At 60.9% G+C, this 18,830-nt stretch carries 17 protein-coding genes; 6 read left to right on the top strand and 11 right to left on the bottom strand.

All coding sequences use genetic code 11. From position 1 onward, the window contains the following. The 3 genes from BBJ66_RS15185 to BBJ66_RS15175 are packed head-to-tail and all read right to left on the bottom strand — an operon-like array spanning position 1 to position 3,467. Positions 1–918 carry an ABC transporter permease gene (locus BBJ66_RS15185; protein WP_003592967.1) on the bottom strand — a complete coding sequence of 306 codons (918 nt, stop codon included), beginning with the start codon at positions 916–918 and terminating at the stop codon, positions 1–3. Next, the gene (locus BBJ66_RS15180; RefSeq protein ID WP_071087984.1) at positions 915–1,838 is read right to left on the bottom strand and encodes an ABC transporter permease subunit; all 924 of its coding nucleotides are present in this window, start codon (positions 1,836–1,838) and stop codon (positions 915–917) included. Before BBJ66_RS15180 ends, BBJ66_RS15185 begins: the two co-directional genes overlap by 4 nt. Before the next feature lie 48 nt (positions 1,839–1,886). Continuing rightward, positions 1,887–3,467, bottom strand: a complete 1,581-nt coding sequence (locus tag BBJ66_RS15175; protein WP_007630992.1) for a peptide ABC transporter substrate-binding protein — start codon at positions 3,465–3,467, stop codon at positions 1,887–1,889. 285 nt (positions 3,468–3,752) lie between these two features. Between BBJ66_RS15175 and bglA the strand changes: the two genes are divergently transcribed. The 3 genes from bglA to BBJ66_RS15160 are packed head-to-tail and all read left to right on the top strand — an operon-like array spanning position 3,753 to position 6,130. Next, positions 3,753–5,399 carry a beta-galactosidase BglA gene (gene bglA, locus BBJ66_RS15170; RefSeq protein ID WP_071087983.1) on the top strand — a complete coding sequence of 549 codons (1,647 nt, stop codon included), beginning with the start codon at positions 3,753–3,755 and terminating at the stop codon, positions 5,397–5,399. 60 nt (positions 5,400–5,459) lie between these two features. Next, positions 5,460–5,873 carry a putative toxin-antitoxin system toxin component, PIN family gene (locus tag BBJ66_RS15165; protein ID WP_244471381.1) on the top strand — a complete coding sequence of 138 codons (414 nt, stop codon included), beginning with the start codon at positions 5,460–5,462 and terminating at the stop codon, positions 5,871–5,873. Next, positions 5,870–6,130, top strand: coding sequence for a toxin-antitoxin system HicB family antitoxin (locus BBJ66_RS15160; protein ID WP_049736133.1), 261 nt, complete (start codon positions 5,870–5,872; stop codon positions 6,128–6,130). Before BBJ66_RS15165 ends, BBJ66_RS15160 begins: the two co-directional genes overlap by 4 nt. A gap of 36 nt (positions 6,131–6,166) precedes the next feature. Here BBJ66_RS15160 and ade read toward each other — a convergent pair whose 3' ends face one another. Further along, the gene (gene ade, locus BBJ66_RS15155) at positions 6,167–7,864 is read right to left on the bottom strand and encodes an adenine deaminase (RefSeq protein ID WP_071087981.1); all 1,698 of its coding nucleotides are present in this window, start codon (positions 7,862–7,864) and stop codon (positions 6,167–6,169) included. Positions 7,865–8,362: 498 nt separating this feature from the next. Then, positions 8,363–9,466, bottom strand: coding sequence for a branched-chain amino acid ABC transporter substrate-binding protein (locus BBJ66_RS15145; RefSeq protein WP_071087977.1), 1,104 nt, complete (start codon positions 9,464–9,466; stop codon positions 8,363–8,365). A gap of 464 nt (positions 9,467–9,930) precedes the next feature. On the opposite strand from BBJ66_RS15145, the gene BBJ66_RS15140 reads away from it, so the two are divergent. Next, complete coding sequence (locus BBJ66_RS15140; protein WP_071087975.1) at positions 9,931–10,845, top strand: HD-GYP domain-containing protein; 915 nt, start codon at positions 9,931–9,933, stop codon at positions 10,843–10,845. A gap of 82 nt (positions 10,846–10,927) precedes the next feature. On the opposite strand, the gene BBJ66_RS15135 is transcribed toward BBJ66_RS15140, so the two are convergent. From BBJ66_RS15135 to BBJ66_RS15110, 6 genes are all read right to left on the bottom strand, one after another. Further along, the gene (locus BBJ66_RS15135) at positions 10,928–12,253 is read right to left on the bottom strand and encodes an aspartate aminotransferase family protein (protein WP_049736137.1); all 1,326 of its coding nucleotides are present in this window, start codon (positions 12,251–12,253) and stop codon (positions 10,928–10,930) included. Between the two features lie 319 nt (positions 12,254–12,572). Then, positions 12,573–12,890 carry an ArsR/SmtB family transcription factor gene (locus BBJ66_RS15130; RefSeq protein ID WP_049736138.1) on the bottom strand — a complete coding sequence of 106 codons (318 nt, stop codon included), beginning with the start codon at positions 12,888–12,890 and terminating at the stop codon, positions 12,573–12,575. Positions 12,891–13,006: 116 nt separating this feature from the next. Then, positions 13,007–13,756 (bottom strand): HugZ family pyridoxamine 5'-phosphate oxidase, encoded by a 750-nt coding sequence (locus BBJ66_RS15125; RefSeq protein ID WP_071087973.1) that lies wholly within the window; start codon positions 13,754–13,756, stop codon positions 13,007–13,009. 31 nt (positions 13,757–13,787) lie between these two features. Further along, on the bottom strand, positions 13,788–14,840 hold the full coding sequence (choV, locus tag BBJ66_RS15120) for a choline ABC transporter ATP-binding protein (protein WP_049736140.1): 1,053 nt from the start codon (positions 14,838–14,840) through the stop codon (positions 13,788–13,790). Further along, positions 14,837–15,682 (bottom strand): choline ABC transporter permease subunit, encoded by an 846-nt coding sequence (gene choW / locus BBJ66_RS15115; RefSeq protein ID WP_049736141.1) that lies wholly within the window; start codon positions 15,680–15,682, stop codon positions 14,837–14,839. Before choW ends, choV begins: the two co-directional genes overlap by 4 nt. A gap of 74 nt (positions 15,683–15,756) precedes the next feature. After that, on the bottom strand, positions 15,757–16,713 hold the full coding sequence (locus BBJ66_RS15110) for a choline ABC transporter substrate-binding protein (RefSeq protein WP_049736142.1): 957 nt from the start codon (positions 16,711–16,713) through the stop codon (positions 15,757–15,759). A gap of 236 nt (positions 16,714–16,949) precedes the next feature. On the opposite strand from BBJ66_RS15110, the gene BBJ66_RS15105 reads away from it, so the two are divergent. Both BBJ66_RS15105 and BBJ66_RS15100 read left to right on the top strand, forming a co-directional pair. Further along, positions 16,950–17,552 (top strand): thymidine kinase, encoded by a 603-nt coding sequence (locus BBJ66_RS15105; RefSeq protein ID WP_049736143.1) that lies wholly within the window; start codon positions 16,950–16,952, stop codon positions 17,550–17,552. A gap of 133 nt (positions 17,553–17,685) precedes the next feature. Then, positions 17,686–18,759: a hypothetical protein gene (locus BBJ66_RS15100; RefSeq protein WP_049736144.1), complete on the top strand. Its 1,074-nt coding sequence runs from the start codon at positions 17,686–17,688 to the stop codon at positions 18,757–18,759. Positions 18,760–18,830 lie beyond the last annotated feature (71 nt).

The raw sequence follows: 18,830 nt of genomic DNA, 5'->3' as shown, positions 1-18,830 counted from the left end.
CTAGCGATCCTTCGGGTCGAACGCGTCGCGCAGGCCGTCGCCGATGAAGAGCAGGCTGAGCAGCAGGGCCACGAGGAAGCTTGCCGGGAAGATCAGCAGCCAGGGCATGCTTTCCATGGCATCGGTTCCCTCGGCGATCAGCGTGCCGAGCGAGGTCAGCGGTTCCTGGACGCCGAAGCCGAGATAGGACAGGAAGCTTTCGGTGGCGATGATTTCAGGCACGGTCAGCGCCGCGAAGATGACCACCGGGCCGACGAGGTTCGGAATGATGTGCTTGACGATGATCTTGAACGGCCTCTGCCCGGAGGCACGGGCCGCCTCGATGAATTCGCGATGCTTGATCGACAGCGTCTGGCCGCGCACGATGCGGGCCATGGTCAGCCACTCCAGCGCGCCGATGGCGGCAAAGAGCAGGTAGACGTTGCGGCCGAAGATCACCATCAGCAGGATGACGAAGAGAATATAGGGAAGCGCATACATGATATCGACGAAGCGCATCATGATCGCATCCAGCCTGCCGCCGATATAGCCTGATATCGCGCCGTAGAGCACGCCGATGACGACCGAGACGACGGTCGCCGTCAGCGCCACGGCAAGCGAGATGCGGGTGCCGTAGAGCACCCGGGCGAGAAGATCGCGGCCGTTCGGGTCGGTGCCGAAATAATGGCCGGTCTCGATCGACGGCGGGATGCGGAAGGCGGCCCAGTCCGGATCTTCGTAGTTGAAGGGAATGAACCATGGGCCGAGGAAGGCGGCGAGGATCAACAGGGCCAAGACCACGATCGACAAGACGGCGGCCTTGTTGCGCCCGAGGCGACGGAGCGCATCCCTGGTGAGCGAACGGCCTTCGGGAGCCAGGCCCTCGGCCTCCAGAAGCTCCTGGGCGAGCAGTTCGCGTTTTGCGGGGTTGAGGATCATCGGTTTCTCACTTTCGGGTCCAGCCAGGCATAGGCGATGTCGACCAGAAGGTTCAGGAACACAATCAGCACCATGTAGAAGATGACCGTGCCGAGAACCATGCCGTAATCGCGGTTCAGCGCTGCGTTGACGAAGTAGCGGCCGATGCCGGGCAATCCGAAGATGCTTTCGACAACGAGCGAACCGGTGAGAAGGTAGCTTGCCGCCGGCCCGAGATAGGAGACGACAGGCATGAGCGCGGGCTTCAGCGCATGGCGCATCACCGTCAGCCGCGGGCCGATGCCCTTGGCCTTGGCGGTGCGGATGAAGTTCTGATTCATCACCTCGATCATCGAGCCGCGGGTGATGCGCGAGATGCGGCCTGCATGCGGAAGCGCCAGAACGACGATCGGCAGGATCAGGTATTTGATCGAGCCGTCACCCCAGCCGCCGACCGGAAACCAGGCGAGGTGGATGCCGAAGATCAATTGCAGGATGGGCGCGATCAGGAAGTTCGGCAGCACGACGCCGACCAGGATGAGGGCGCCGAGAATATAGTCCGGCGTCTTGTTCTGATAGAGCGCCCCCAGACAGCCAACGGCAATGCCGACGATGATGGCGATCAGGAAAGCAGCCGTACCGATCGTGAAGGTATAGGGCAGACCGATCATGATCTGCTGGGCGACGGAAAAATCCTCGCTGGCGAAGGAGGGGCCGAGATCGCCCCGGAGCAGGTCACCGACATAGATCAGATACTGCTGGATCAGCGGCTTATCCAGATTGTAGTGGACCGCGAGGTTTTTCAGGATCACCGGCGGCAATGGCCTTTCGCCATCAAACGGGCCGCCGGGGGCAAGGCGCAAAACGAAAAAACAGGCTGTGACGGCGATCCACAGAACGGGGATCGTCGATAGCAATCGACGGAGGGCGTATTTGATCATGGTCGTGGGCCGGTCCTTCCCGCGAGAGGCGGGAAGGACCGTTTTCCCTTACTCTTTCATCGACAGCCAGCGGGTGCGGTGGATGTCCTGGATGTTGTCGACGAAGCCTTCAATCTTCGGCGAAACAACGTTTTTCGAAACGTAGTAGTAGATCGGCAGGGCGGCAGAATCATCGAGCGCCAGCTGCTCGGCCTTCTTGAAGATTTCGGCGCGCTTCTTCAGATCCGTCTCGGCGTTGCCGTCCTTGATCAACTTGTCGTACTCAGGATTGGACCAGCGGCCGTAATTCATCTGGACGCCTGTGACCAGGAGGTTCAGGAAATTGTCCGGATCGTTGTAATCGGCGAGCCAGCCGGCGCGACCGATCTGCACTTCGCCGCGCTGCAACTGGTCATAATGGACCTTTGTCTCGGCATTGACGAGTTCGACATTGACGCCAAGCGGCTTCCACATCGAAGCGATCGCCACGGCGATGCGCTTATGGTTGTCGTTGGTGTTGTATTTGAGTTCGGCGGTCAGCGGATGATCCGGACCGAAACCAGCTTCTTTCAGCAGCTTCTTGGCTTCTTCGACCTTATCCTTATAGGGAAGATCCTTCCAGGAGACGTATGCCGGCTCGCCGTAGTTTGCCGTGCCCGGCGGGACCCAGGAATAGGCCGGCAGTTCGCCGGTGCCGAGAATCTGCGGGCCGATGACCTCGCGGTTGATCGCCATGGAGAGAGCCTGGCGCACGCGCTTGTCGGCGAAGGGCGGTTTGGTCGAATTGATGACGTAGTAATAGAGGCCGGAGAAGGGGGCGACATGCGCCTGGCCCGGCAGGTTCTTCTTCATCCACTCGTACTGGTCGGTGGGGAAATCGGTGAGGATGTCGAATTCGCCGGCGCGGTAGCGTTTCAGCGCGGCTTCCTGATCCTCAAGCACGAAAAACTTCGCGCCGTCGATCTTCAGGTCCTTGGCGCCGTACCACTGGTCGTTCTTGACCGTGGTGACGTGCGAGCCGGGCACCCATTCGACGGGCTTGTAAGGTCCGTTGGTGACGATATTGCCGATCTTGACCCAATCCTGGCCCTTCGCCTCAACGACGTGCTTGGGCAGCGGATAGGCGGTGTAGTGCATCAGGGCATTTAGGAAATAAGGGGTTGGGTTTTCAAGGGTGATTTCAAGCGTCTTGTCGTCGATGGCCTTGACGCCGAGCTGGTTGAGATCGGTGATCTCGCCCTTGTTGATCTTTTCGGCATTCTTGATGGTGAATTGCAGATAGGCATAATCGGCGGCGTTCTTCGGGTCGACGAGGCGCTGGAAGGCGAAGACGAAGTCTCCTGCCGTTACCGGCTGGCCATCGGACCATTTGATGCCGTCGCGAAGTTTGAAGGTATAGACTTTGCCGTCAGGTGAAATCGTCCAGCTTTCTGCCTGGCCGGGAACCGGATTGTCCTTGGCGTCCTCAGTGACAAGACCTTCGAAAATGTCGCCGGCGATACGATTCTCCCAGTCGCCGGAAAGCTTCTGCGGATCGAGCGATTGCGGGTCGCCACCATTGTGAATGTTGAGCGTGGCCGCATGCGCCGAAAACGCCAGCAATGTGCCAAGCATTGCGGAGGCGAGAAATTTTTTCGTGAACTGGTTCATCGTGGGTCCACCTTTCTAGGCTTTGCGCCTTTATTAGACATCTGTTCCCGACATTTGACCTCTTACGTGCAGGTCAGTGCGCACCTTATCGCAAAGGAATCGCGTTGCAACCCCAAATCCGGAAGCTGGAAACGGGTTGTGGACAAGCCTATATACGTCTCCCCCTTGTCGGATCGCGACGACGTGTCGCTGCCTTCCGATGGCCTCCATTCCGGCCCCACCCCGGTTGTCTTTTGCCCCGTCCGCTTTAGTGTGGCGGCGCAGACGAGGCAGGAGATATAGCCGATGGCATTGCAGGCAGGCGGGAATGCGGACTGGTGGCGCGGCGCGGTGATCTACCAGGTCTATCCACGCTCGTTTCAGGACACCAACAGCGACGGGCTCGGCGACCTCAAGGGGATCACCCGCCGGCTGCCGCATATCGCCGGTCTCGGGGTCGACGCAATCTGGCTTTCGCCCTTCTTCAAATCGCCGATGGCCGACATGGGCTATGATGTTTCCGATTATTGCGACGTCGATCCGATCTTCGGGACACTTGCCGATTTCGACGAGATGATGGCCGAGGCGCACCGGCTCGGCATCAAGGTCGTGATCGACCAGGTGATCTCGCACACTTCGGACCGGCATCCCTGGTTCGTCGAGAGCCGGACGAGCCGGACCAATCCCAAAGCGGACTGGTATGTCTGGGCCGACCCGAAGCCGGATGGCACGGCGCCGAACAACTGGCTGTCGATCTTCGGCGGGCCGGGCTGGGAGTGGGACGGCGTGCGCCGGCAATATTACCAGCACAATTTTCTGACCTCGCAGCCGGACCTCAATTTCCACAGCAGGCAAGTGCAGGATGCGGTGCTGGAGACGGTGAAGTTCTGGCTCGATCGCGGCGTCGACGGCTTTCGGCTGGACACGGTCAACTATTATTTCTGCGACAAGCAGCTCAGAAGCAATCCGCCGCACGAGCCCGATGAAGATGATGCAGGTCTCGATGCGCCCGACAGCAATCCCTACGGCATGCAGAATCACCTCTACGACAAGACGCAGCCGGAAAACGTCGATTTTCTCAAACGCTTCCGGGTGCTGCTCGACCAGTACGAGGATCGCACGACCGTTGGCGAGGTCGGCGACGGGGCACGTTCGCTGAAGACGGTGGCCGCTTATACGAGCGGCGGCGATAAGCTGCATATGTGCTACACGTTCGACCTGCTGGGACCGGATTTCACCGCCGAGCATATTCGCGGCTGCGTCGAGGCTTTCCAGAAGTCGGTGACCGACGGCTGGGTCTGCTGGGCTTTTTCCAACCACGACGTGATGCGCCATGTCAGCCGTTTTGCGCTGACGGCGGAAGAGCGGCCTGCGATCGCCAAGCTGGCGATCTCCGTGCTTGCAGCGCTGCGCGGCTCGATCTGCCTCTATCAGGGCGAGGAGCTCGGTCTGCCGGAGGCGGAGCTTGCCTTCGAGGATCTGCGTGATCCCTACGGCATCCGCTTCTGGCCGGCCTTCAAGGGCCGCGACGGATGCCGCACGCCGATGCCCTGGGAAGCGGGCAAGGCGCATGCGGGCTTCACATCGGCCGAGAAGAGCTGGCTGCCGGTGCCTTACGAGCAGGCTGCACTTTCCGTGGATACGCAGGAGGGAAGCGACAGCTCGGTGCTGCATCACTATCGCAGCACGCTCGCCTTCCGAAAAAACCACCCGGCGCTGATCGACGGCGAGATGACCTTCATCGGCACCAACCAGGACCTGCTGGCCTTTACCCGCGAAAAGGACGGGGAAAAGCTGCTTTTTGTATTCAACCTGACGCGCGAGCCTGCGGAATTCCGCCTGCCGGAAGGCTTGGTGCTCGGCGAGCGGCTTGAGATGCCGGGCTTTGAAGCGGTGGCAGGCCCGGGGCTGGTGAAGCTTGCGGCCCTGGACGGGTTCTGTGCGCGGATTTGAGGTCCAATTCAAATTGAAACATCCCATGGGATGTATTATGTTACTCCTATGAAGCGGGTCGTGCTTGATACCAACATATTGACCGCCGCTCTTCGCAGCAGAAGCGGCGCATCCTTCGCGATATTGCAACTGACAGCGAAGAGGGCGATCCGGCCGCTAGTCACGACGGCGCTTTTTCTGGAGTACGAAGCGGTGCTGAAGCGTCCGGAGCACGTCGCGGTTCATCGGTTTATGCCACCGGAGATCGATGACCTGATGGCGGAAATGGCTGCGTTGGCCGAGGCGGTGGATGTGCATTTCCGCTGGCGGCCCCAACTGTCGGATCCGCAGGACGAGCTGGTACTCGAGGCGGCGGTCAATGGACGTGCGGATGCGCTTGTGACGCACAATATCAGGGATTTCGAAGCGGTGAAGGACCGGTTCGGGCTCCGGGTCATTCGTCCCTCGGAGTTGCTGGAGGAAATCAGGAAATGAGCACGAACACCTATCCGCTCAAACTTCCAAGCTCAATCAAGGCGGCTGCTGCCCGCCTTGCGAGGGAAGACGGCGTGTCTCTCAATCAGTGGATCGCATCGGCGGTCGCACAAAAGGTCGGTGCCGTCGAAACTGCCGAGGAATTTCTCAAGAGACGGGCAGGCGGCGCGAGTGGTGATGGTCTTTTGAAGCTGCTCGATAAGGTGCCGGAAGCAGAACCCGCCGAGAATGATGAATTACCGGAAGGCTGGCGATAGGCACAGTCTGTGCTCCTCCGGTGCTCGGCAGGCAGATCACCCGATCAGTGCGAACTTGTCCACATCGACCATGCCGCGGTCGGATATCTTCAGGTGCGGGATGACCGGCAGCGGCAGGAAGGCCAGTTGGAGGAAGGGTTCCTCCAGCGTGGCGCCGAGCGCGAAGGCGGCCTTGCGCAGATGGTGCAGCGTATCGCGGACCGTCTCGTAGGGCTCGAGGCTCATCAGGCCGGCGATCGGCAGGGCGATTTCGCCGGTGACCTTGCCGTCCTCGACGACGACGAAGCCGCCCTTGATTTCGCCGAGGCGGTTTGCGGCGCGCGCCATATCGTCCTCGTCGACGCCGACGACACAGATATTGTGGCTGTCATGGCCAACGGTGGAGGCGATCGCGCCCTTCTTCAGGCCGAAGCCCTGGACGAAGCCGTTGGCATGATTGCCGTTCTTGCCGTGGCGCTCGATGACGGCGACCTTGATGATGTCGTTGGCAAGATCGACTGATGTTTCGTTGCCTCTGACGGGCAGGCGGTAGCGGCGATGCTCGGTGATGATCTTGCCCGGCATGACGCCGATGACCGATGTTTCGCCCTCTCTGGCCGGCACGCCGAAATGGGCTGCATTGACCGGCCGGGCTTTGACGCTGTCGAGGCCAATCGGCGCGACCGGTTTGCGCGTGGAAAAGAGCGCATCGGTGACGCGGCGGCCGGCGGAGAAGACCATGTCGGCGCGGCAGCCTTCCAGACTGTCGAGAACCACCAGATCGGCGCGCCAGCCGGGCGCCACCAGGCCGCGATCCCTGAGGCCGAAGGCGCGGGCGGCCGAAATCGAGGCGGCGCGGTAGACCGCCAGGGGCTCGACGCCGCTTGCGATCGCCGTGCGGATCATGTGATCGAGATGGCCCTGTTCTGCGATGTCGAGCGGATTGCGGTCGTCGGTGCAGAGCGCGAGGTAAGGCGAAAGCCGTTCGGTGATGATGGGGATCAGCGCGGCGAGATCCTTCGATACCGAGCCCTCGCGCACCAGGATATGCATGCCCTTGCGGATCTTTTCGAGCGCCTCGGTGGCGGTCGTGCATTCATGCTCGGTGCGGATGCCGGCTGCGAGGTAGCCGTTGAGGTTGTTGCCGGTCAGCAGCGGCGCGTGACCGTCGATATGGCCGCCCTGGAAAGCGTCGAGCTTGGCCATGCAGACGGGATCCTTGTGGATCACGCCGGGGAAATTCATGAATTCGGCAAGGCCGATGACCTTCGGATGGTGGCGGAAGGGCAGGAGGCGCTCGATCGGCAGATCGGCGCCGGAGGTTTCGAGATGCGTTGCCGGAACGCAGGAGGAGAGCTGGACGCGAATGTCCATGATCGTCTCGAGCGCGGACTGGAGAAAGAATTCGATGCCGGGGGCTCCCAGCACATTGGCGATTTCGTGCGGATCGCAGATCGCCGTGGTGACGCCATAGGGCAGGACGCAGCGGTCGAATTCATGCGGCGTCACCAGCGAGGATTCGATGTGCAGATGTGTGTCGATAAAGCCGGGAACGACTGTTTTTCCCGATATGTCGATCTCGATTTCACCCTGGTAATTGCCCGAAGTGCCGACGATGCGTTCGCCGCCGATGGCGATGTCCGACTGGACGAGTTCGCCGGTGACGAGATCGAAGAAACGGCCGCCCTTCAGCACGATATCGGCGGGCACGCGGCCGACGCCCTGGTCGATGAGACGTTCGAGCTTGGTGGTCATAATCTACCTCTTCGACTGATTTCTGCCATTGATACCGACTGAATGCTGGAAGATACCCGGCTGCTTTGATCCTTCCGGCAGCAGTGCTAGTGAAGCGAGAATACAGATGTCAATTTCCAACTCAAGGTCATGATATGAAAGCAATTATTTCGGCGGCCTGTGCGGCTGTCGTGTTGTTGAGCGGCTGTGTAAACAACTCAGCGGTACTCAAGACTGATAAGCACGGGAAGGTGAGCCAGGTCATCCTTGAAAGGTCGACCGGAAGTGTCGCTTCGGACGAAGATCTGAAGCGCGTCTTGATCTCCAGTTTCTACGCGCGTGTCTCGAACCCGATACCCAGTTGGACTTATCGTCAGCCAATGGTCCTTATCAAGCATCCTACAGTGGAGAGCTATCTGCGCGAGGATAAGAGGCAGCACGATTGAGCGGCACTTCATCCCCCAAAAATACAACCGGGCGCCGCGAGGCGCCCGATCCTGCTTTCGTCAATGCTGCTGATTATTCAGCGGCGACGATCTTGCCGCCTTCCCACTTGTAGAGCGAGAAGCTCTGCGAGGTCAGGTCGCCGGTCTCGCCATAGGTGACCTTGCCGATAGCGGTCGGGATCTCCTTGCCGTCTTTCAGCGCGGCCGCGACGGCTTCCGCGTCCTCGGCGCTGCCGGCCTTCTCGATGCCGGCTTTCAGCACTTCGACGGCGGCATAGGCGTTGAGCGTGAAGGCCTCGGCCGGGATGTTCTTGGCGGCGAGCGCATCGGCGGCAGCCTTGGAGTCCGGGTTCTTGGTGGCGTCGGACGCGTTGGTGAACAGCGTGCCTGCTGCCGCATCCGTACCGATCGCCCAGAATTCGGTATTGGAAAGGCCGTCGCCGCCGATGATGGTCGCGTTGGCGGCGAGGTCATGCAATTGGCGGGCAAGCAGGCCGCCTTCCGGGTGATAGCCGCCGAAATAGACAACGTCGACCTTTTCGGATTTGACGCGGGTGGTCAACGCGCTGAAGTCCTTGTCGCCTGGGGTGATCGCGTCGTTGACGACTTCGGTCATGCCGCCGGCGTTCAGCGTCGCCTTGAAGGCGTCGGCGAGGCCTTTGCCGTAGGCGCCCTTGTCGTTGACGATGGCGACGCGCTTGTCCTTGAAATTCTTCAGCACGTATTTGGCGGCGACTTCGGCCTGCTGATCGTCGCGGCCGCAGGTGCGCAGCACGTTGGTGAGACCGCGCTTGGTGAGGTCGGGCGCCGTTGCCGTCGGGGTGACCATCAGCACGCCGTTTTCAGCCAGCACGTCCGAAACCGGAATGGCAACACCCGAGGTCACCGGGCCGACGACGAAACGGATGCCGTCGGCGACGACCTTGTTGGCGGCGGAAACGCCCTGCTTCGGTTCGCCGGCATCGTCTGCCAGCTCGAGGACCACCTTCTCGCCGAGAATGCCGCCCTTCTTGTTGATCTCGTCGACGGCGGTCTGAGCGCCGTTCTTCACCTGATCGCCATAGGCGGCGACGGGGCCGGTCAGCGGCGCAATCAGGCCGATGGTGATATCGGCATGGGCGAGCGGCACAAAGGCAAGCGACGCAACGAGTGTCGCCGTCAATGTCTTGAGGGTCATTGTCTGTCTCCTTGGGTGGGGTCCTTGGACCCGCGATGAGGTGCCGCGCCGGTTTTTCCGATCATTCAACGGCCCGTTGGGCCGTGCCAAGGACGATCGACAAGGGCGCGATCAGTGAGCCTGCCGGCCATATTTGACTCGGGAAGGCTCATGACGAGATTTCTAGGAATTTTGACGGGATTGCGCAAGTTCATAACAAAATGGAAGGAAAATCGGATCGATCCGGCCGAAAAGTCGCTTGAAGGCGATCGTTTTCTTCGGTTTTCGGTGATTTCTCATAAGGGGAGTTGCAAAGGGCAGACCGTTGCCCAGGCGAAACCGCCTCCGTATGGTTGTCTTTATCTTTCCCATTAACCGTTAGTTTGGCTGGTGGCAGTAGTATCCCGCGATACCCAAAATACCGCAGCATTGAAAAAGAGACCCATACAAATAATTAGATAGACATAGCGGGAAACAAAGACTTGATGCTCAAGCGTATCGACGCCAACCAGGTGCGTATCGGAATGTTTGTGGAGGCCGTCGAGGGCCTGTGGCAGGACCCGCTTTTGTCCAAGCGCAGATTCTCCCTGCGGCGCGAGGTCGATGCGGCAAACATTCGCAAATGCGGCACCGCCAGCGTGGTCATCAACACCAGCAAGGGTCTCGATATCGGCGGCCTGCCGGGCCGTGATATCGAGATCGATATCCAGGCCGCGCGTGAGACCGTCCAGAAATCCGTGCAGGTGCTGGAAGAGGCTTTCGCGAGGCTGCGGAATGGCGATGCGATCAGCGTCGCTCATGTGGCGCCGGTGATCTCTTCCGTCTCCAAGTCGATGGAGGAAAATCCCTCGGTTTTCCTGAACGTCACGCGTTTGAAATCAAAAGACGAAGTGACCTTCCTTCATTCCATTTCGGTGAGCGCGCTGATGATCCTGTTCAGCCGCCATCTCGCACTCGACGAGCCTACGGTGCAGATGCTCGGCACCGCCGGGTTGCTGCACGATGTCGGCAAGCTTGAAATTCCGCTTGAGGTGCTCAACAAGGCCGGGCCTCTGGAAAAGGACGAGATCAGCTTGATCCGCGGCCATCCGGAGAAGGGACACGCATTCCTGTCGCGGCAGGAGGGCATGTCGGAGATCGTTCTCGATGTCTGCCTCAATCACCACGAGCGCATCGACGGCAAGGGCTATCCGCGCAGGCTGTCCGGCAGAGAGTTGAGCCTCCACGCGCGCATTGCCACGATCTGCGATGTCTATGACGCGATCACCTCGGTGCGGTCATATAAGGCGGCATGGAGCGCGACCGACGCACTGAAATGGATGTTCGGGAACGAAGGGCACTTCGACCGCCGTCTGCTGAAAAAATTCGCTCTCTGCCTTTCCGTCGCCTCGGTGACCTGAGGTCGATCCCTCGTGGCGACAAAAAGGCCTGCGTGGGCTTGCACCCGTCGAAGGCCATGATTTTGAAAGCTTGAGAACTTTCTCAGATATTGTTCTGCAGGATGGTCCGCAGCTTGCCGAAGAGTTCGTCGATATGGTGCTTCTCGATGATCAGCGGCGGCGAGAGCGCGATGATATCGCCGGTGGTGCGGATCAGCAGGCCGCTTTCGTAGGCTTTCAGGAAGGCGGTAAATGCGCGCTTGGTCGGTTCGCCGGCGATCGGATCGAGCTCGATCGCGCCGATCAGGCCGGTGTTCCTGATGTCGATGACATTGGGGCAGTCCTTCAGCGAATGCAGCGCGTCGGCCCAGTAGTCGGAAAGCTCGGCGGCACGCGTCAGCAGCCCTTCTTCCTTGTAGGTGTCGAGCGTGGCGAGCGCGGCGGCCGAGGCGATCGGATTGCCGGAATAGGTGTAGCCGTGGAAGAACTCGATCATGTGCTCCGGGCCGTTCATGAAGGCATCATGGATCTCGGAGGTGACGAAGACGGCGCCCATCGGAATGACGCCATTGGTCAGTCCCTTGGCGGCGGTGATCATGTCGGGCTTGACGTCGTAATATTGTGCGGCGAAGGGAGCGCCGAGGCGGCCGAAACCGGTGATGACCTCGTCGAAGATCAGCAGGATGCCGTGCTTGGTGCAGATCTCGCGCAGCTTCTGCAGGTAACCTTTCGGCGGGATGAGCACACCGGTAGAGCCTGCTACCGGTTCGACGATGACGGCGGCGACCGTCGAGGCGTCATGCAGGGTGACGATCCGCTCCAGTTCGCTGGCGATGTCGCCGCCATGTTCGGGCTCGCCGCGGGTGAAGTTGTTCTTGCCGGGCTGGTGGGTGTGCGGCATGTGATCTACGCCGGTCAGCAGCGTGCCGAACATCTTGCGGTTGGTGACGATGCCGCCGACGGAGATGCCGCCGAAATTGACGCCATGATAGCCGCGCTCGCGGCCGATCAGGCGGAAGCGTGAACCATTGCCCTTCACGCGGTGATAGGCGAGCGCCACCTTGAGTGCCGTCTCGACGGATTCGGATCCGGAATTGGTGTAAAGAACGTGGTTCAGGCCTTCCGGCGCAATGTCGACCAGGCGGTTTGCCAGTTCGAAGGCCTTGGGATGGCCGAGCTGGAAGGCCGGGGCGTAATCGAGTTCGCCGGCCTGCTCGCGGATCGCCTCGGTGATCTTCGGGCGGCAGTGGCCGGCATTGACGCACCAGAGGCCGGCCGTGCCGTCGAGCACCTGGCGGCCGTCATGGGTCGTATAATACATGTCCTTGGCGCCGACGAACATGCGCGGCTCCTTCTTGAACTGGCGATTTGCCGTAAACGGCATCCAGAAGGCGCGAAGATCATTCGGTGCGTTGAGGCGATTGGACATGCTGTTCTCCTGGCCGCTGACGGCCCTTTTCCCGGGGCTTCACGCCCCAAATTTTGACTGCCCGGTCAAATTATCAGGGCTTCTTCAAGCGTCAACGGTAAAACGCCCGGGAGCCGTCCGTGACAGGAAGGCTTGAGTTTTGACCGGATCGATCTGGGGATATTCCGGGACAGGCGGGTGCAGCAAAAAGGGCACGACCGGCAAATCGCAAGATCTGCCGGTCGTGCCATAAGGTTCAGGTGCTGAAATATCGTTGCCGCGCTTCCGGAAACATCCCCTTGCGGCACGGCATCGGCCGACATTCATGTCAGCGCTATCATCAAGCGGCGGATCTGTTCCTGTTCTGCACGAGGTAAATGTCTTCGAGCGTTGCCAGGATCTTCATCACCGGCTCGGAGGTGCTGGAATAGTAGATGGTCTGTGCATCACGGCGGGTTTTGACCAGCTTCTGTGCACGCAGTTTCGACAGGTGCTGAGAGAGTGCCGACTGGCTGAGGCCGACCTGCGTTGCAAGCACGCCGACGGCCACTTCGCCCTTCACGAGGCTACACAGGATCAGCAATCTTTTGGGATTTGCCATGGCCGACAATAAAGCTGCCGCCACATTGGTGTGATCGGCCAAATCAGTGGTTTCCATATTGTTATCTTCCTAATGCGAAACGTACATCATGCGTGTTGGCACAGGCCGTCAGTCGGATTTCGACCGACGCCCCAAAACTAGCAAGTGGGGTCGAAGATTGTATATACCTAAATTTAAGGTATCGAGTATGCTATTTTAGATATGTTTGAACAAACGTGATCGGCATCCCCAGCGAGGGTTTCGAATTCATATCGCAGCAGAAAATCGCCGGAAATCAGGTCAAAACCTGAGAGATCGATACCACAAATGCGCCAGGAAGCCGATTTCGGCGCTTTTAGCCTGGCAGCGAGGGTCTTTGCGATGTCGGGGTGGCGTGCTACTAAATCTCGCACTGTTTCTGCCGCGCCGGCGGCAATCTCCTCATTCGCGGCCGACTGGATGATGAGATCGTTCCCATCGAGCTGGTAGGCGCGGCCAAAGCCGCCATTGAGGCTGGCCCGCTCCGGTTTGAGGCGAAAAAAGAGAAAATCGGGAAAGTCGATATAGAGCTTCGCCTTGCTGTGGCGGGCGAGAAAACGAGTGCGCAGACGCTCGTGGAAGGCGTTGCCGCGCTCGACGGGTTCCGCCAGGCATTGGGTCGTCAGGCGAGGGTGGGCGAGCGGATCGCCCTTGCCGGGCTCGCCGGTCAGGAGTGAGGCGCGCGCGTCACGGCCGAGCGCTTTGGTATGGGCCGAGAGTTTCGAAACGAGAATGACGGGGGTGCCGTCAATATCGGTCGCGACGAGCACACGGCTGGCGAAGGGAAAGCCGGTCTCGGGGTCGAGAACGGCAATCGCCGCGTGCCGCGCGGAGCGCAGCAGCACGCGGGCGAGTTTGCGGGCGTCGTCGTCGGTTTCGCGTATGGGCGAGGGCTGATCCTTCATATCCGCTTTGTGGCAAAGCGGATTGAAAACATCAAGCGTCCTGCTTGCGGCGATGGCGGGTGAGACCGGCGACGATGTCCTGGGCCGAGATGGTGCCGACGATCGTGCCGTTCTCGACGATGCCGATACTGCCCGGCTGGCGGGCAAGGGCATCGAGGATATCGACGAGCGGTGTCTCGGCGCGGGCCGTGGCGCTGACACTCATTCCGGCGGCTGTCTGACCGAGGCCGGACTGCATCACGTCGGCCGCCGTCAGCATGGTGATCGGGTTGAGATGCTGCACAAAATCGGCGACATACTGGTCGGCGGGGTTCTTGACGATGTCATGCGGCGTTCCGCACTGGATGATGCGGCCGCCCTCCATGATGGCGATGCGGTTGCCGATGCGGAAGGCCTCGTCGAGATCGTGGCTGACGAAGAGGATGGTCTTCTTCAGCCGCCGCTGGAACTCCAGGAGCTCGTCCTGCAGGCGGGTGCGGATCAACGGGTCGAGCGCCGAGAACGGCTCGTCCATCAGCAGGATCGGGGCGCCGGTGGCAAAGGCGCGGGCAAGCCCGACGCGCTGCTGCATGCCGCCTGAGAGTTCGTTGACCTTGCGGTCGGCCCATTTCGTCAGGTTGACGAGTTCGAGCTGCTCGCCGATGCGGACCTTGCGCTCGGCCTCCGGCATGCCGGCGAGCTCGAGGCCAAAGCCGACATTCTCGGCGACGGTGCGCCAGGGCAGGAGGGCGAACTGCTGGAACACCATGGAGACGGTGTGGGTGCGCAGTTCCCGCAGGGCCTTGGCATTGCATTTGTAGGGGTTGACGGAGCCGGTGGCGGTGGAGACCGCAACATCGCCGCGCACCACGGGAGCGAGCCCGTTGACGGCGCGCAGCAGCGTCGACTTGCCTGAGCCCGAAAGGCCCATCAGCACCAGGATCTCGCCTTCCTCGATCGTCAGCGACGCATTGGCGACGCCGAGCACCAGGCCGGTGGCTGCACCGATCTCGTCGCGCGTTTTGCCCTGGTCGGCCATGGCAAGGGCCGTTTGCGGCCGATCGCCGAAGATGATGCTGACATTCTTGAAATCTATCGCCGTCATGCGCCGTCTCCTTCGTCCCCTGCGCGGAATATGCGGTCGAGAATGATCGCCAGGATGACGATACAGAAACCGGCGTCGAAGCCTTTCGCTATGTTGACGGTGTTCAGCGCGCGCACGACCGGCACGCCGAGCCCGGGAGCGCCGACGAGGGCGGCAATAACAACCATCGACAGCGACAGCATGATGGTCTGGGTGAGGCCCGCCATGATCTGCGGCGCGGCGAAGGGAAGTTCGACCTTGCGCAGCACCTGCATCGGCCGCGCGCCGAAGGCGACGGCGGCTTCCACCAGTGACGGCGGCGTCGAGATGATGCCGAGGCGCGTCAGGCGGATGGGGGCGGGGATCGCGAAGATGACGGTGGCGATCAGGCCCGGCACCATGCCGAGGCCGAACAGGATGAGTGCCGGGATCAGATAGACGAATGTCGGGATGGTCTGCATGAGATCGAGCACCGGACGCATTGCGGCATAGACCCAGGGGCGGCGGGCGGCGGCAATGCCGAGCGGAATGCCGATCACCATACAGACGAAGGTGGCGGCCAGCACCAGCGCCAGCGTCTCCGTCGTCTCCTTCCAGTAGTCCTGGTTCACGATGAGCAGCAGCCCAAGACAGGTGAAGAGGGCGATCGCAATCGACCGGCGCAGCCAGAAGGCGATGGCGGTGATGGCAGCGATGACGATCAGCGGGTGAGGCTTCTGCAGCACGAAGAGCAGGCCGTCTATGGCGCTGGACAGGAGGAAGGCGAGCTGGTCGAAGAACCATGCGCCGTTCGAGGTCAGCCAGTCGACGAAGGCTTTGGCCCCTGGGCCGATGGGAATTTTAAATTCGGTGATCCAATTCAAGGGAGCGCCTATCCAAAAAAAATCAACAATCGGACAAAAATGAAACGGGGCGGCGAGCCGCCCCGTTCATATCATCAAAGGCCGAGGCCGGTCTTGGCGGCCGCCAGCGCGTCGCCCTTGCCGTCGCGGGTCTTGACGCCGGCGAGCCAGGGCTCGAGGGCGGCAGGGTTCGCCTTCAGCCATTCGGTAGCCGCAGCTTCCGGCTCTTTGCCGTCGTCGAGGATCTTGCCCATGATCTGGTTCTCCATGTCGAGGGAGAACGTCAGGTTCTTCAGCATCGCGCCGACGTTCGGGCACTCGCCGACATAGCCGGCGCGGACATTGGTATAGACCTTGGCGCCGCCGAAATCGGGGCCGAAGACATCGTCACCGCCGGTGAGGTAGGTCAGCTTGAAGTTGGTGTTCATCGGATGCGGTTCCCAGCCGAGGAAGACAACGGGCTTGCCCGCCTTGTCGGCACGGGCGACCTGGGCGAGCATGCCCTGTTCGGAGGATTCGACGACCTCCAGATCCTTCATGCCGAAGGTGTTCTTTTCGATCAGGTCCATGACCAGGCGGTTGCCGTCATTGCCGGGCTCGATGCCGTAGATCTTGCCGTCGAGATCATCCTTATGAGCGGCAATATCCTTGAAGTCCTTGATGCCGAGTTCCGCACCCTTAGCGTTGGTGGCGAGCGTGTACTTGGCGCCGACGAGGTTGGGGCCGAAGGATTCGACCGACTTGTCGTCGAGATAGGGGCGGACATCCTTTTCCTGCGTCGGCATCCAGTTGCCGAGGAAGATGTCGATGTCCTTGTTCTTCAGCGAGGTATAGGTGACCGGCACCGAGAGAACCTTGACGTCGGTCTGATAGCCGATGCTCTTCAGGACGACGGAGGCGGTGGCGGTGGTGGCGGTAATGTCAGTCCAGCCGACATCCGAGAAGCGGACGGTGGAGCAGCTGTCGGGATCGGCGGCGAAGGCGGCGGTCGCAACGGAGAGGGCGGCGACGGCAGTTGCGGTAACGAGTTTGAACGTGCTTGTTGTTTTCATTTTAGACTCCCAGTCTTTAAGTTCCCAAGCCAACCACCAATAGCCGAGTTTGACAAGCGACCTGAGTGCGTTTGCGTCGTATCGACCCATGCGATTGCGACGTCGGCGGATTTTTCGCGGCACCTGGTTTTCAGGCGACCCGGCGATTTTCGGGCTGGGATTCTTGTGATTATCGCGCGCAGGGGGCTTTCCTTTGCCATTCTTAGCTTTCAATAAACCGATCAAGGAGAGATCGGATGGCAAAACTCTATTTCAACTACTCGACGATGAACGCCGGCAAGTCGACGATGCTGCTGCAGGCCTCCTACAATTACCAGGAGCGCGGCATGCGCACGGTGCAACTGATCGCCGCCTTCGACGAGCGCACCGGCCGGGGGGTCATCGGCTCGCGGATCGGGCTGGAGGCGAGCGCCATTCCCTTCGAGCCGCACGAGGACCTGTTTCGGCTGATCGCGGCGCTGAGCGGAGAAGGGGCGCCGATTGCCTGTGTCTTCGTCGACGAGGCGCATTTCATGACGCCTGCCCATGTCTGGCAGCTTGCCCGCGTCGTCGACAGGCTCGGCATTCCTGTGATGGTCTATGGCCTCCGAACCGATTTCCAGGGCAAATTGTTTCCGGCCTCGCAGGAACTGCTGGCGATCGCCGACGAAATGCGCGAGGTGCGGACGATCTGCCATTGCGGGCGCAAGGCGACGATGGTGGTGCGGCTCGACGCGGAGGGCAAAGTGCTGCACGAAGGCGCGCAGATCGATGTCGGCGGCAATGAGAAATATGTCTCGCTCTGCCGCAGGCATTGGGACGAAGCGATGAACGGGGCCTGGATCGCCGAGCCGGTCTGAAGCCGCGATGCCGCCTGTTTTTAGCAGCGCAAGCGACCTGCTTTCCATTTTACGCCATTCCGGACGGAAAACCGCTTCACACTTTTCGGCATCATGCTCTAGCTTGGACAATACGAGATTCCTGGAGAGGCCTGTGCGCAAACCTCCGCCATTCCAAAGCCAATACGAAACTGCCTGCAGCCTTGCCGAGAGGATTGCGGCCGACGGAGCCTATTGCGTGGCCGCGATCAGCGCCTTCGGCGGCGATGAAGCACGTTCGGCCGACGAGATCTTCCTCGAGCAGAATGCCCGGTTCCAGGACCATATCGCCGATGCTGCAGCACTCGACGCCCTGCAGGCCGAACTGGTCTTCTCCCTTGACCGGCTGACGGCCGAGGTTTCGGCCGATCTCGACAGTTTCCGGGCGCTGACGCTGCGCGAGAAGCTGGCCGGCTGGACGTCACGCCAGCGGATGTGGCGCATGTATACCGACCGCGTGCGCGAGGCTCCGGTCATCGAACGGCTGCTCGAACTTCTGACGAAATCGGATGCGCTCGCCAGGCTGATCGGCGGCCAGCGCGCTGCGATCATCGAACGGCACAGGGCCGCCGAACGCGGTCTGGTCGACATCGTCGAGCAACGGCGCCGGCTGGTCGATTCCATCGATATCGCCCGCCTCAAAATGAAGGAGCTCAACGCCAAGGCGCTGACGACGCAGGGCCGTATCGGCGTCTACGGCAACAGGGCGCATTGGGAGCAGATGGAGGCGGAGCGGCGGGCGCTGAAGGCCGAGGCCGAGCAGATCTCCGCCGGCGAGCACGAGATGCGCGACGACAGCCAGCGGCGCGAGCGTTTCATCGGCCTGTTCCAGACCTTTGTCGATTCGCTGAACGGCCGGATCGCTGCCTGCAACGTGCTGCTGCGCAAGCTGATGATCGACGTCGAGGAACGGCTGATCATCTACCAGGCGCAGGTCGATACCGACAGGCCGGGGATGAAGATGCGGATCAAGCCGGAACTCTTTCCCGATATTGCCGCGCCGATCGGGCTGTTTGCGAAGGGTACGCTGGTTGCTCAGGATCTGGAACGGCGCAAGAGCCGCGCCGATCTGGAATTTACCGGCAGGTTTCCGACCTATGCCGAACCGCTGCCGGGGACATCGGGAGCGCCTCTGATCGACACGGCGCGCAAGTCCTTCCGTTTCAGCCTGCCTTTCCTGCGTTCCTGACCCGTAGGGCCTGGTCCGCGCCCCTGCGGCGATTCCTTCAATCCGAAAAATCGAAGGGCTCGTGTTGTGCT

This window comes from Rhizobium sp. RSm-3 (genome assembly GCF_001854685.1).
GTDB classification, from domain to species: Bacteria; Pseudomonadota; Alphaproteobacteria; order Rhizobiales; family Rhizobiaceae; genus Rhizobium; species Rhizobium ecuadorense.
Note: the sequence above shows the minus strand (reverse complement) of the source record. Positions and strands in the feature narration are given on the sequence as shown.

Excerpts from the sequence above, each read along its gene's own strand:
- BBJ66_RS15140 (WP_071087975.1), top strand. The coding sequence starts at position 9,931 with ATGCTCAAGCGTATCGACGCCAACCAGGTGCGTATCGGAATGTTTGTG.
- bglA (WP_071087983.1), top strand. The coding sequence starts at position 3,753 with ATGGCATTGCAGGCAGGCGGGAATGCGGACTGGTGGCGCGGCGCGGTG.
- BBJ66_RS15145 (WP_071087977.1), bottom strand. The coding sequence starts at position 9,466 with ATGACCCTCAAGACATTGACGGCGACACTCGTTGCGTCGCTTGCCTTT.
- BBJ66_RS15130 (WP_049736138.1), bottom strand. The coding sequence starts at position 12,890 with ATGGAAACCACTGATTTGGCCGATCACACCAATGTGGCGGCAGCTTTA.
- BBJ66_RS15105 (WP_049736143.1), top strand. The coding sequence starts at position 16,950 with ATGGCAAAACTCTATTTCAACTACTCGACGATGAACGCCGGCAAGTCG.
- BBJ66_RS15125 (WP_071087973.1), bottom strand. The coding sequence starts at position 13,756 with ATGAAGGATCAGCCCTCGCCCATACGCGAAACCGACGACGACGCCCGC.
- BBJ66_RS15110 (WP_049736142.1), bottom strand. The coding sequence starts at position 16,713 with ATGAAAACAACAAGCACGTTCAAACTCGTTACCGCAACTGCCGTCGCC.
- BBJ66_RS15175 (WP_007630992.1), bottom strand. The coding sequence starts at position 3,467 with ATGAACCAGTTCACGAAAAAATTTCTCGCCTCCGCAATGCTTGGCACA.
- choV (WP_049736140.1), bottom strand. The coding sequence starts at position 14,840 with ATGACGGCGATAGATTTCAAGAATGTCAGCATCATCTTCGGCGATCGG.
- BBJ66_RS15185 (WP_003592967.1), bottom strand. The coding sequence starts at position 918 with ATGATCCTCAACCCCGCAAAACGCGAACTGCTCGCCCAGGAGCTTCTG.
- BBJ66_RS15135 (WP_049736137.1), bottom strand. The coding sequence starts at position 12,253 with ATGTCCAATCGCCTCAACGCACCGAATGATCTTCGCGCCTTCTGGATG.
- ade (WP_071087981.1), bottom strand. The coding sequence starts at position 7,864 with ATGACCACCAAGCTCGAACGTCTCATCGACCAGGGCGTCGGCCGCGTG.
- BBJ66_RS15160 (WP_049736133.1), top strand. The coding sequence starts at position 5,870 with ATGAGCACGAACACCTATCCGCTCAAACTTCCAAGCTCAATCAAGGCG.
- BBJ66_RS15180 (WP_071087984.1), bottom strand. The coding sequence starts at position 1,838 with ATGATCAAATACGCCCTCCGTCGATTGCTATCGACGATCCCCGTTCTG.